Source organism: Nocardia arthritidis (genome assembly GCF_011801145.1).
GTDB classification, from domain to species: domain Bacteria; phylum Actinomycetota; class Actinomycetes; order Mycobacteriales; family Mycobacteriaceae; genus Nocardia; species Nocardia arthritidis_A.
On sequence record NZ_CP046172.1, the window covers coordinates 5,331,288 to 5,344,120 of the forward strand.

Sequence of the window (12,833 nt, forward strand, 5' to 3'; positions counted from 1 at the left end):
CCGAGACACCGGAACCTGGGCCAGTATGTTACGCACGATTCTTCTATGTGTGGAGCGCTTTCGAGCAACTTTCCGAGCGATTTACTCGACTAGGTCTGCTGTAACGCCCCATAACCGATCGGTCGTTCCCCAGTAAGTTCATGTCGATTTACACGGGACTCGACTCCCCACTTCCGGACTGGGGAGTTCGCGGGCGCGGCTTTCGTGTCAGAATTCATCCGGTTGTCCACACATGGCGGGAGACCACAACCGGCGGCGAATCTTATTGCGCGGCTGGTGATTTGGTCGGCGTGCTGACGCGCGCGACGGTTCGGCGCGGGCCGCGATCGGCACTGCCGCGCTCGACGGCTACGAGGGTTTGGTGTTGCCGATGCGCATATCCGGTCCGATTACCGCATCGGCTCTGGTGATGGCGGGATTGCTGGCCGCGGCGTCGGCCCCGCGCTCCGACAGACCAGCACCCGACTCCATCGCCGCGCAGCTGGCGGCCGTGACCGCGCAGGTGGCACAGACCAGCCCGACGACCGACCAATCCATCGGCCTGCTGCCCGCCACGCCGGAACCGCCGCGGCAATTGCGCGCGATAACACCCCCGGCCAATGGTGCGCTCACCTCGGGAGCCGTACCGCTGCACGATATCTCGCTGCCGCGCGGCGGCACCCTCGGAATTCCGGAGATCGTGCTCGCCGCCTACCGCAATGCCGAACTCGCGCTGCAATCCTCGCTGCCCACCTGCGGTCTCACCTGGTACCTGCTCGCCGGCATCGGCAAGATCGAATCCGATCACGCGAGCAATGGACGCACCGACGCCGACGGCACCACCATCGGCATCATCTACGGTCCGGCACTGGACGGCACACTGCCCGGCAACGAGGTGATCAAGGCCACCGACGGTGGTTATGTGCGCGCCGTCGGGCCGATGCAATTCCTGCCCGCCACCTGGTTCCAATACGCCTCCGACGGCAACGGCGACGGCCGGGCCGATCCCAACAACGTCTTCGATGCCGCCCTCGGCGCGGGCAAATACCTCTGCTCCGGCGGCTCGGATCTGCGCGATCCGCAGCAGGAACTACAGGCGATTCTGCGCTACAACAACTCGATCGACTATGCGACACAGGTGCTGAGCTGGGCCAATGCCTACCGTACCGGCGGTGTTCCGCAACGAATGCCCATCTCCCCCAACCCAACTCGGCCCGATTCCCGGCCGGGCCGAAACATGCTGACGGGTGCGGGGTCGAGTATGGGCATACCCAAGTCGGCCACCCCGACGACGACCGCGCCACCGACTTCGCCGACCTCGCCGCCGAGTTCGCGGACCTCGCCGCCGAGTTCCCCACCGAGTCCGCCGACCGCGACATCGACGCAGCCGCTCCAAATCCAAATCCAAATAATGATCATCATCCCCGGGCTGCCGCCGATCCCCTGCGGCATCTTCTGCGTGCTGGAGCCGGATCCTGCTGACCCCTCGACCATTCCGTTGCCTACGACGACCAATCCCGGCAACTGCCAAGGACTGTGGATACCCACCTGCCCGCCTAGTACGCCGCCGAACCCGTCGACATACCAAACACCCACCGTGACAGTACAACCCACGTCACCCTGGTATCCGCCGACACCGACCACCCCACCGTGGTACACGCCGACGCCGACCACCTCTCCCGGCCCCGTACCGTCACCGACCACGCAGCCCACACCGAGTCAGCCAACCAACCCGCCACCCACACCATCCGAAACCCCCACCACGACAGCACAACCCACACCGCCACAGCCGACTACAACTGGGTCTGCTCCGAGTCAACCAAGCAGCCGGCCGCCGACGACTACCCCAGGCCAACCACCGCTCGAAACATCCACCGCGATAACGCAGAGCGATCCCACCGCGTCGACGCCTACGCCGGGCCAGCCGAGCAGCCAACCCCCAGCCGCGCCCCCACCGAATCAACCGCCACCCGAATCACCCACCGCAACAACACAACCCGTATCGCAACAGCCCGGGGAGCCCGCGCCGAGCCAACCGGCTCCGCCAGCCGCTCCACCGGCCCCGGCATCGCCGGACAACGGACAATCCGCAACCCCGGCGACACCGACGCCCGCCCCGCCACCAACGGCGCCCGCGCAACCAACGCCGATTCAGCCGACCACGCAGCCACCGGTATCGCCAACGGATCCGGTCTCATCCCGAGTACCAACGGCGGCAACCGAACCCGCACCACCCAGCCAACCCGCACCGCTGCCGCCGAACCAGCCCGCACCGGGCCCCGAATCGACCCCGATCGCACCGGGCCGGACCGCCGAACCCAAAGCGCCTGCGACCGAGCCGAACTCATCGGCGCCCAGTCAACAGCCGATCGCACCGGCGCCACCGATTCCCGAACCCCGCCCATCTCGAATACCCGGCACGACAACGAAACCCGCTCCCGCAGCACCGGCCGAGCCAACCCGATCAACCGCTCCGATACCACCGCCCGATGAGCCCGAGCCGTAGGTTCGCGCAACGGAACCGTAGTCCGAGATCGACTGCCTACACCAATATTTCGCAGCTCATCATGACGGAATCCCGCCAACCGATATCGGCTCGGGCAGCGGCCAACGCGGTCAGAGTCCAGCGCCAGCGGTGGCGTCGATTACTCGGCCAGTGCCCCAGCGGGCGTCGCCGGAGGCCAAGAACGCGACGATATCGCCAACCTACACGGACATTTCGCAGCTCATCAGGACGGAAACCCGGCAACCATAGCGGCTCGGGCAGCGGCCAACGCTGTCAGAGTCCAGCGCCGCCGGTCGCGTCGATTACTCGGCCGGTGACCCAGCGGGCGTCGTCGGAAGCCAGGAATGCGACGATATCGGCGATATCCTCGGGCTCGCCGACCCGCCCGAGCGCGGCGAGTGACGCGGCGTGCGCGATGGCCTCGGGGTTGTCGCGCAACCATCCGGCGTTGACGTCGGTGTCGACAATGCCGGGTGCCACGGAGTTGACCGTAATGCCCTGTGGGCCCAGGTGTTTGGCGAGGTTCATGGTGAAGTTGTCCAGGGCCGATTTGGTCGCGCCGTATGCGATGGCGTCCGGCATCGTGAGCCGGGCCGCCCCGCTCGAGATGTTGACGATCCGTCCGCCCGCGCGCAATCGCCCCAGCCCCTCCTGGACGACGAAGAACGGGGCGCGCACGTTCACCGCGAAGACGCGGTCGAAGTCGGCGGCGGTCAGCGCGGAAATATCACCGGGGCAGCCGATTCCGGCGTTGTTGACGATGATGTCGACCGCCGCGCCGCCCGTCGCGGCGTCGAAGGCCGCCCACAGCGCGGCGGCGTCGCCGTGCTCGCCCAGCGCCGCCCGGATCGCGACGGCCTGCCCGCCATCCTTGCCGATTCGTTCGACCACCTCTTCGGCCGCCGCGCGATCGGTCGCGTAGGTGATGGCGACCACGACCCCGTCGCGCCCGAGCCGTTCGGCGATGGCCCGGCCGATCCCGCGACTCCCGCCGGTCACCAACGCCACCTTGCCATTCAGCACACCCATGGGACTACCTTCCAGAATTGTTGGTCGATCAATCAATAAAGACCGTAGCAGTTGTTGATCGATCGATCTACAATTGGGAATGTGACAGCTACGACACGGGGACGCCCGCGCACATTCGATCGAGACGAGGCCCTGGCCATCGCGATGCGGCTGTTCTGGCAGCACGGCTATCACGCCACCTCGCTCAGCGAGCTGACCGAGGCCATGGGCATTCGCTCCGCGAGCCTGTACAAGGCGTTCGGCGACAAGGCGTCGCTGTTCCGCGCGGTCGTCGACGCGTACGCCGCGCTGCCGACCGCGGACTTCGCCCGCCGGGCCCTGGACGAAGAACCTTCCGCCCGAACCGCATTCGAGCGAATACTGCGTAAGGCGGCGGACAATTACACGGATCCGGCGCATCCGCCCGGCTGTCTGGTGATCACCGCGGCGACCAACATCACCGAGGCGGACGCGGATATCGAGGCATTCCTGCGCGGGCTGCGCGCACAGAACCTGGAAACCTTCCGCGCGCGCCTCGCCGCCGCGCAGCGCGCGGGCGAGCTGCCACCGGACGCCGACACCGCGGCGCTGGCCGACTATTTCGCCGTCGTCATCCAGGGCATGTCGCAGCGGGCCCGCGACGGCGCCGATGCCGCCGCGCTCGGCCGCGTCGCCCAGCTCGCTATTACCGTATGGCCTTGACGCACAACGGTATTCGGGTCAGCAGCTGAATGCGTACGTGGTGCCTGCGGATTTCGCGACGCCGCTGCGCACATCCATCACGACAATCGTCGCGGTTTTGTTCCGCGGCAGATCGCAACGGACGTCGGCCAATTGCTGCGGCCCGAGCGCGCCGTGCCCGTCGGCCTGCCGCTCGCCGAGTTGCCGCGGGTTGCCGGTATTCACTCCCGCGGCGTAGAAGATGACCTTGCCGCCCGCGGTCAGGCCCGTTGCGCCGTCGAGGAAAATGGTTCCGCCCGTGAGGGTCAACTCCGTCCGCACGTGCACGCCGCCCGCGGGCAGTTGGGTCGGATCGGCCAAATGCGTTACGCCCTCGGCATTCTGGGCGGTGGCCCGGTCGCGGCGGGATGGATCGGCGCATACGTGATCGGACGGCCGGGTCTCCCGCCACACGAAGCCCGGCAGGCAGGTGTCCGGACCGTAGGCACCGCCGTTCGGCGAGCGATGCGAGGGGCCCTGGACGTTTTCGGAGTGCGCGATGTCGCGGTCGCCGGGGGTGACACAGACCTGGTCGCCGTCGTACGCCTCGCGCCATACGAATCCCTGCGCACAGGTGTACGGGCCGTACGGCAGCGCGGAGGCCGGGGCGCCCGGCAGCAGCGCGACCGATCCGGCGAGCGCGGCGAAACCGATGGCGACGGGTGCGTAGCGGCGCACGGGTGCGAGCATTTCGGATCCTTTCGAAGAGGGTTCAGCCGAATTCGACTGCGACCACTGTGCGGAAAGGACCCAACGGGGTTCTAAGCGCCGGCCAACGGCGCGACGTGCAGCGTCAGCTCGCTGTCACCAATTCTGATCACATCGCCGTCGGCCAGCGCGGCGCTATCGACGATGCGCACGCCGTTCACCCGAATGCCATTGACCGACAACAGATCTCGAATAACATAAGTCACGCCGTCGAATACGATCACCGCGTGTTTGCGGCTCACCTTACCGTAGTCGAGCACGATATCGTTCTCCGGCGATCGCCCGATCTTCGTCCGCGGCCCGCACAGCGGATAGGTATGTCCGCGGCTGTCGCGCAGCACCGCGGCGCGGACCGGAATCGACTGCTCGACAACCGTATCGCTGCCGTCCGATGCGGTCGCCGCCCGGACGATCAGCGGCTCCTGCCGCAGGATCCGCCCCTCCAACTGCTGAATCGACGGGCTCGGATCGATGCCGAGTTCACCGGCCAGCGTCGCGCGCAGCCTGCGCGCCGCCTCCAGCGCGTCGGACTGCCTGCCGTTCAGGTACAACGCCGTGATCAATTGCTTCCAAAGGCGTTCGCGCAGTGGGTATTCGCCCACCAGCACGGTCAATTCCGCGACCACGGCGTCGACCCGGTCGCGGGCCAGGTCGGCCGCGGCGCGCGCTTCGATGGCGCCGATGCGTTCGTCGTCCAGCGCGGTGGCGTACACCTGTGCGAACTCGAATCCGCGCAGATCGGCCAGCGCGGGCCCGCGCCATTCGCGCAAAGCCTCGGTGACCGCGGCGCTGGCCGCGTCGAAGCGACCCTCCGCGAGCGCACGCAGCCCGCGCTCCTTGCCCGCACGGAACCGGTCCACGTCGCAGGCCGCGGCGGCCACCGAAATCCGGTAGCCGGCACCGATCTGGGAGAGTACGGCACGTGCGTCGAAACCCGCGTCGCGCAAGGGTTTTCGCAGATTGGACACGATGGTGTGCAGGCTCACCCTGGCGTCCGGCGGCGGATTGTCCGCCCACACCGCGCGGGTCAGGGATTCCACCGCGACCGGCCGGTTCGCGTTGAGCACCAAATACGCCAGGGTCGCACGCTGTTTCGGCCCGCCGAGCGGGCGGTCCACGCCGTCGATGGTCAGTTGCACCGGACCGAGGATCCCGAACCGCACCCGCGCATCCGACATCGAAATATGATAGATCCGTCCGCCGCGATCCCGTTGTGCGGCACGGGTTCCTACCGCTCGGTCCGGTTGCGCGCTACTTCGTGCCGGTGGAGCCGCTGGACGACAGCGAGCTCAGCAGGCAGTCCCAGTGCGGGGCGCCACCCGGGCACCCCGGATTCGCCACCGGCCCAGGCTGTTCGGCGGCAGGCTCCAGCGGAATGGCCGAGGCGGGTACGGCGGCGGCCAGTGGCGCGGTGAGTATCGCGCCGATCAGGATGCCGGCGCCGAGGCGGCTACGCATAGGATTTTTCCTTCCTATCGAGTGAAACTGTCCACGGCACGGTATCGACGCGGCCATCCCGCTGCCAGACCGTGGAATTCCTGCCCGGTAAACATGGGGCTACCGAACGGCCGCATCGTCGTCGCGTGCGACAGCGGCACCCGCACTTCTGAATTACCGTGCGGCGCAGATCAGTCTGTTACTCCGTCCGCGCATGCGCACGATCGAGGTGGCCGCGCGCCTGCTTCCAGTGTCGGGCGATGCGCCGGAGCGCACGGGTTTCGTCGACGATGTCGCGACCGGCCGCCGACTGATACAGCCGCAGGTATGGGCCAGGGGTGACACCACTTGCCTTGCGCCGCAAGGCAAGTGCGATCTGCACCGCCGCGGCGAGATCGGCGGGCAGCTCCCGTGGCGCTGGTGCGGCGAAGCGACCGAGCACGAGTAGCGAATCGCGGATTTCCACCGTCATCCGGTGCAGGCGCCGCCGCACGTCCGTCCCGGGATCGGCTGGCGACGGCGGTATCTCGACACATACCGCGACCAGGTCGCGCCACATCGGCGTCAACCACCGCACCGTTCGGGATGCCGAATCGACGCCGAACACCCGCGCGATCTCGGTGCCGACCCGGGCGCCGAGTGCCAGCGAACCCAAACCATCCATATAGACGAAGGTCATCTCGTCGGCCCGCAGCCGGAATTCGACGAAGGCGCGCCCGGTGCCCGTCGCCGCGCACACCGCGCCCGCGAAAACCGAGGCCGCCTCCTCTACCGAGCATCCGCCGACTATCAGGATCAAACCGTAGGTCAGCACGTGTGCGGGTCGCAGCCGCCCAGCGCGCAGTTCCCGGACGCCGACCGCGATCGCCAGCCAACCGACACCGCCGATCCAGGCCGTGAACAGGGCATAGTAGGCGACGGTCCGCCAGTCCTCGGTGCGATCGATGTACTGCCCGATGGCGCGGGCACGCGCACCGGCCAACAGCATCAGCACCATCGATACGACCGCCGCGCACCACACTGTCAGCCGCATGCGCCGGTAGCGCTCGCCCGTCTGATCCGACCAGCGCCGCGACCACGATTGCGCGAGAACCATCAGCGGCGCGAATGCCGCGACGATGAATACGGTGCCCAGTTGCCTGGTGAACCCGATGTCGAGCAGCCCGGCATCGGCGAGCGCGGTCTGTACCGGCCTCTCCCGCAACAGGTCGGCGAGCACCGCGCACAACTGGGCGTAGGTCAATTGGCGCTCGCCGGAATGGAACCGGCCGTGCAACCAGGTGAGCCGCAGCACGGTTACGGTCGCGGTGAATCCGATGATCAGCCAGGCGATGGGCTCCGGCGCCGACGAGGTCACCCCTGGTCGCCCCAGAACGAACGCATCGGCCACGACGACCGCCACCGCGAGATTCCGGTCAGCAGCAGATCCGCGAACAGCTCCGCCTCGGCCTCCTGATCGTCGGCGAATTCGCCGCGCCCGAGCACTCGCCGGATCAGCGCCGGATCGATATTCGGCAGCAGCCGCCGGATACCGCTCGAATCCCCGGCCCCGCCGCCGTGGCCGAGCACCATATGTCCGGTCTCGTGCGCGACGATGTGGTCGATGTGAAATTCAGTAGTGCCCGGGTAGTACGCGATCACATCGCTATCCGCGCACTCCAGCCACAGCCCGCACAGCGATCCGTCCCCCGTTTCGAAGCCGATCGCCGCGAGCTTGATCGGCCGCCCGCGCCACCGCCCGAGCGCACTCAGGAATTCGGCCCGGTCCCATGGCGAAGGGACCAGTCGCAGCACCGTTTCGCGCGCCGCCATGACGCGCCGCATCGAGTCTTCCATCAGAACCCCCACCGACTCAGCTCTGCCGAATACGTTACGGGACTCCGCAGTTCGTGTCCGCAACGCGGTTCACGTCCGCGGGTTCGGGCCGCCGCCGACGGCCCGCGCCGAAGTCAGTGCTTGGGTCGTGCGAGGTCGGCGAGCGCACCGAATACCGCTTCCAGTACCCGCGCCGTTCGCGCTATGGCGGTGCGCACGGTGCGCCGCGGCGTCGGGAACACCACCGCGGCGGTCCCGCCGACCGCGGACAGGGCCAGGGCGATGCCGCCTGCCGCGGTTTCGGCGCCGATCAGCAGCAGAAAGGCCACGAACAGCAGCGACAGCGTCAGCACCCCCATCAGCAGCCAAGCGGCGATCCGGAACACCTCCGCGCTCGGGGAGGCGGTCATCGGCAGGGCGCCCGGCAGCGAGACCATGCCGCCGTGTACCTGTTCGGCGTCGGCCGTAGCGGGTTCCGGATCGGCACGCCCCGGTGACGCGCCCACCGCCTCGCTCGGCGATTCGGCCTGCGGCGTATTCGCGATCGGATGCTCCTGGTCGAAACCGTGAACATGCGACGTCATTGGTTGCGAATTCCTTTCGTGGGTAAGGCGCGAATGCCGGTCGGCCGATTCCGGATTCGCGATTCCCGCCGACAAACGGGGACGGCATCGATCTTAAGCGCAATCCACCCCATCGGCGCAATCGCCGAATCGTCTGAGAAACAGCAATTTCCGGGGGCCGCCATCGAAACCTCTCGACACGCCATTTCCAAGACCGTTCCAACAGTTGAACCAGTTGCACGTCACCGGATTCCAACGTCCCGGTTCCACAGGTGCAAACAGCGCTTTACCTGCACCGATCCGCAGACCATCCGCGTGCCCCGACCGTTTGGATGGATACACCGCATCCCATCGTCTCTCGTCGCCGATTCCGGCCCAGGCTCGTCCGGCCAACGCCCAAGAGCGCCCCTGTCGGCCATCGCGAGACGATCTCGGAATCAATTACGCGCCCACGCAATCAGGGAAATACGAAAAGGAATTAGAGTCGTAAATAAAGAATCAATCGGAAAACAATCAGCGGGCGCACCGAGCGATATACCCGGAACCGCTCGGCAGCGGCGGCTGTTCGGCGTGCAGCCATCGACGTCGAGTTCCGTCACCGGACGCATCGGCCGAGCCGGGCGTGCATCTCGCGCCGGAGCCCGGCCGCCAGGCCCTGTGTGAAGTCAAGCGCTGGATGGGACTCGACACCGGGCCTAGGTTGTCGGCGCGCCGTCCCGAATATCCAGCGGCCGTTCACGATCGAGGGTCGCCATCAGCTCGCGCACGGTCACCTGGTCGGCATCGCCGTCCTCGCGGTGCCGGTGCCGCCGTCGTATGACCGGTACGGGCTCGGCGGCATCGGCCGCAGTCGGCAGGACACTTTCCCGCCCCGCGAATTCGTCCAGCAGGCGCCGCATGTCGAATGGCTGGGCGTCGGCTTCATCCAGCGGATCGCGGTCAGCGCCAGGAAGTTCCGCCGGTGCGCCGAAGCCCGGCCACGGCAGCTCTCCGGCGATCTCGGTCCACCACCGCGGGCATTCGTCTGGCACCTGCCATCCCGCGTGTTCCGTTGCGGGCGTTGCGGATTCGTCGGCAAGCAGGCAGCGCCGGGCGATGGAGACGGTACGGTCCAGCTTCCGGTAGGTCACCGGCGCGCCGAATTCCGGTGCCAGCACGACCCGTTCGTTGCCCGCGTAGATGCCCGAACAGCTGCCCCGGGCGTCGTGTATGACGATCAGATCGCCGCGCGCGAGATCGCCGAGCAGAACCGGGATTCCGATGGCGGACTGGCCGAATACTGTCTTCGGCACCTCGATACCCGCCTTGCGGAAGGCGAATTCGACGAAGCGCGCGGAGACGGTTCCACGGTCTTCGGGCATGTACTTGTCGTCCGGGTCGTGGAATACGGTCCCGACCAACGCTTCTCCCACCGCCGCCGCGGTAGCGGCCGCCGCATCCCGCGATGCCGACCATTCGTCGCTGGCGCGACCGGACAACGCCCGCTCTCGGCGCACGTCATCGTCGTCGACGACCAGCCCGGCAACCACGTTCGGAAGTTGATGCATCGGAACTACCGCACGGCGTCGTCGCAGCAGCAATACGGAGATGGGCAGCACCAGTGCCGCCCGCACCGGGCGCAGCCGGCGTGCCGCGCGCGAGGATTTGGCATGCCTGCGCCGTTTGCGCTGCCCGATCTCCTTGATCCGGACTCCACCGGGCCCAGCGGCACCGCGCTCAATTCCGCGGCGCCGCTTCAACATTCGAGCCCGTACCGCGACCAGCGCCCACCCGCCGACCACCACGATCGCGCAGCACGATATCGCGGGCAGCGCCACCGTTTCGAGCACCGCGACGCTCTGACCGCCCAACCACGGATACAGCAGCACCACCGCGATGGCCGCGATATGCGACAGGAGCGATCCCGCGACCGCGTCCCGCACCCGAACCGGCGACATGGTCTTCCCGCGCCGGGCCCGAACATGCCGGGCAACAACGATTTCGGGTACCGGCGTGTCCACCGCGCTCGGCGACGGTTCGCATGCGGCTTCCGGCGCGACCATCACGATGACGGGGTCCGGCACCATCACGGGTGTCGGACCGTTCGCCGGTTCCGGCGCGATCGCGTTGCCGGTCAGCCGATCCCACGCGGCCACCAGCCGCATCACGTCCCGCGGCTCGAGTCCGCACGCGACGAACCAGGCGCGAGCCATCTCGCGGTGTTCGGGCAACCGCCGATAGTCGGGGCGCCGATAGTTGTAGACGGTGGATTTGGACAGCGCGCCATCGCATCTGCGCAGGATCTCCGCGCCGGAGATGCCCACGGCGGCGGCGACCATCGCCGCACGGAATTCCGCGCGGGTCAGCGGGTCCCGGGCGGTATCGAGCACATCGCTCGTCCGGGCGGCCCCGGTCATGCCCGGGTCGGTGTGCGGTCCCGGATCCGGCCCAGGTGCGATAGCGATACGAATCCTGCTCCGGCGCGCACCATCTCGGTTCGCGGGAACCACACCGACTCGACGATCACACAGCCGAACACGAAAACCTCCCAGCTAAGCGGGAGTTCGGGGTGCGACCGGACAGCGCCCCGCATACGGTCGCTACATCCCGGGCCGGGCCACACTCGCACCTGGCGAACTCCCCGGCCACAACCAGCGGTGAACAGAGGGACTTCGACACCAAACGCGCCACCCGGCGATGCCGGCAACCTGTGCGCGACCCCTGCCGCAGGCGGGAGCACGGCAATTCTTCCACGCGAATCCCCCACCGGCCACCCTGAAACGACCAGTTTGTAATTCGCGTGCGGCCCGCCGTTTCCAACACGATACGACCAGCGGTTTGTTCGCGAGTCCAGCTGTTGCACAACCGGCTTGGACGGCTTCCTTGGACATGCCTACCGCGCAGCCGCGCCGACCTGCCCGGATGCCGGTCCAACACGATTGCATCCGCGCTTACATCCGCACATGCATCGGGCGTCTGCCCACCGGATCGCCGCCGCAGTGCGACACCTACTCGGCAGCTACCACCCGCAATCTTTCAGCGACCATCTGCCGGACCCCGCACCCGGCACAACGATCGGCGAACGCGCACCGACCGCGCGTTCGCTTCGATACCCTTATCGCACAACGACTCCCGCTGTGCACCGACGCGAGGCGATTGGAGTCCATGGCGGCCGGATCGCACGATCGGCCCGGCCGGGGACGAAAATCATTGCAGGGGAAGGACATCCACAGATGACGGCGCGGTGGACGGCAGCGGGGGTCGTAGCGGGGATAGGCGCACTGATGTGCGGGCTGGCGGCGGCGCCCGCCGACGCGGATCCGCTACCGCAGTGGGCGCCCCTCGGCACCACGCTGTACACCTTCGGCGATGCGAATTTCTGTGCGGGCACGATCGGCGTCGCACTGGAGGCCGCACCCAACCTACCCGGCCACGTGCTCGCGCATGTCACCCCGCTGGGTTACCAGCGCGGCCCATGCGGCAATCACGTGATGCTGGGCTGGGTCGGTTCGGCGGGCGCGCGGTCCCAGGACGTCTACGTGCGAACCGACGCCGCGCCCGGCGAGACCGTCACCGTCGACCTCTGGTTCGGGATGGGTCCCGCGAAACTCATGGCCGACACGTGGCCGATCCAGGGACCGTTCGCGGAATGGTATCTCTGGGTGCCTTGATTCAGTCGGTCTTGCGATCCTGTTGACCGAGGATGAAGGCGCCCTGGCCGTCCGGGTCGAGGCCGGTGTCCAGGATCTTGTCGTCCAGGAATGCGGCCGCCTGCCGATCCAGGTAGATCCGCGAACCCTCGGCGGTCAGCACCTCGTCGTCGTCGCGCGGTTTGTCGACGATGGCGAGTTGCAGTGTCTCGGCGCCGTCCTCCGTCGAAATGCGCAGTCCGGCGTTCTCCGATGCGTCCTGCGCCGAGGTGATGGTGCGAACCGCCTCGACGGCATTCGGGGTGAGCATCAACATCTGTCTGGTTCCTTCCGCTCTCGTGACAGTCAGCCGGTAGCCGACGGACTCCAGTTCCCGCTGGTCGGCCGTCATCGTGCTCGGCGGCACCGGCGTTCTCCCCCGGGTTACCCACAGCCGGTCCCCGAAACCTCGACACGATATTCATCACA

General features: G+C 67.6%; 12 protein-coding genes. 3 read left to right on the plus strand and 9 right to left on the minus strand.

The features are described 5' to 3' along the window. Positions 1 to 370 precede the first annotated feature (370 nt). Positions 371 to 2,485, plus strand: coding sequence for a lytic transglycosylase domain-containing protein (locus tag F5544_RS46490; protein ID WP_238846617.1), 2,115 nt, complete (start codon positions 371 to 373; stop codon positions 2,483 to 2,485). A 273-nt stretch (positions 2,486 to 2,758) separates the two neighbouring features. Here F5544_RS46490 and F5544_RS24030 read toward each other — a convergent pair whose 3' ends face one another. Next, complete coding sequence (locus tag F5544_RS24030; RefSeq protein WP_167475287.1) at positions 2,759 to 3,514, minus strand: SDR family oxidoreductase; 756 nt, start codon at positions 3,512 to 3,514, stop codon at positions 2,759 to 2,761. Positions 3,515 to 3,595: 81 nt separating this feature from the next. Here F5544_RS24030 and F5544_RS24035 point away from each other — a divergent pair, with 81 nt between their 5' ends. Then, positions 3,596 to 4,195 carry a TetR/AcrR family transcriptional regulator gene (locus F5544_RS24035; RefSeq protein ID WP_238846618.1) on the plus strand — a complete coding sequence of 200 codons (600 nt, stop codon included), beginning with the start codon at positions 3,596 to 3,598 and terminating at the stop codon, positions 4,193 to 4,195. 18 nt (positions 4,196 to 4,213) lie between these two features. Here F5544_RS24035 and F5544_RS24040 read toward each other — a convergent pair whose 3' ends face one another. From F5544_RS24040 to F5544_RS24070, 7 genes are all read right to left on the minus strand, one after another. After that, positions 4,214 to 4,903: a hypothetical protein gene (locus tag F5544_RS24040; protein ID WP_167475288.1), complete on the minus strand. Its 690-nt coding sequence runs from the start codon at positions 4,901 to 4,903 to the stop codon at positions 4,214 to 4,216. Between the two features lie 71 nt (positions 4,904 to 4,974). Next, entirely contained in the window at positions 4,975 to 6,099 is a 1,125-nt protein-coding gene (locus F5544_RS24045) for a BTAD domain-containing putative transcriptional regulator (RefSeq protein WP_167475289.1), read from the minus strand. A 73-nt stretch (positions 6,100 to 6,172) separates the two neighbouring features. Next, a complete protein-coding gene (locus tag F5544_RS24050) occupies positions 6,173 to 6,379 on the minus strand; it encodes a hypothetical protein (RefSeq protein WP_167475290.1) in 207 nt (68 codons plus the stop codon). 178 nt (positions 6,380 to 6,557) lie between these two features. After that, complete coding sequence (locus F5544_RS24055; protein WP_167475291.1) at positions 6,558 to 7,760, minus strand: DUF6545 domain-containing protein; 1,203 nt, start codon at positions 7,758 to 7,760, stop codon at positions 6,558 to 6,560. After that, positions 7,712 to 8,194 carry a hypothetical protein gene (locus F5544_RS46495; protein WP_238846619.1) on the minus strand — a complete coding sequence of 161 codons (483 nt, stop codon included), beginning with the start codon at positions 8,192 to 8,194 and terminating at the stop codon, positions 7,712 to 7,714. The genes F5544_RS24055 and F5544_RS46495 overlap by 49 nt, the downstream gene beginning before the upstream one ends. Positions 8,195 to 8,307: 113 nt before the next feature. Beyond that, positions 8,308 to 8,757: a hypothetical protein gene (locus F5544_RS24065; protein ID WP_167475292.1), complete on the minus strand. Its 450-nt coding sequence runs from the start codon at positions 8,755 to 8,757 to the stop codon at positions 8,308 to 8,310. Positions 8,758 to 9,431: 674 nt separating this feature from the next. Next, positions 9,432 to 11,132, minus strand: a complete 1,701-nt coding sequence (locus F5544_RS24070; RefSeq protein ID WP_167475293.1) for a hypothetical protein — start codon at positions 11,130 to 11,132, stop codon at positions 9,432 to 9,434. A gap of 816 nt (positions 11,133 to 11,948) precedes the next feature. Between F5544_RS24070 and F5544_RS24075 the strand changes: the two genes are divergently transcribed. Continuing rightward, a complete protein-coding gene (locus F5544_RS24075) occupies positions 11,949 to 12,386 on the plus strand; it encodes a hypothetical protein (RefSeq protein WP_167475294.1) in 438 nt (145 codons plus the stop codon). Position 12,387: 1 nt separating this feature from the next. Here F5544_RS24075 and F5544_RS24080 read toward each other — a convergent pair whose 3' ends face one another. Further along, on the minus strand, positions 12,388 to 12,771 hold the full coding sequence (locus tag F5544_RS24080; protein WP_238846620.1) for an iron-sulfur cluster biosynthesis family protein: 384 nt from the start codon (positions 12,769 to 12,771) through the stop codon (positions 12,388 to 12,390). Positions 12,772 to 12,833 lie beyond the last annotated feature (62 nt).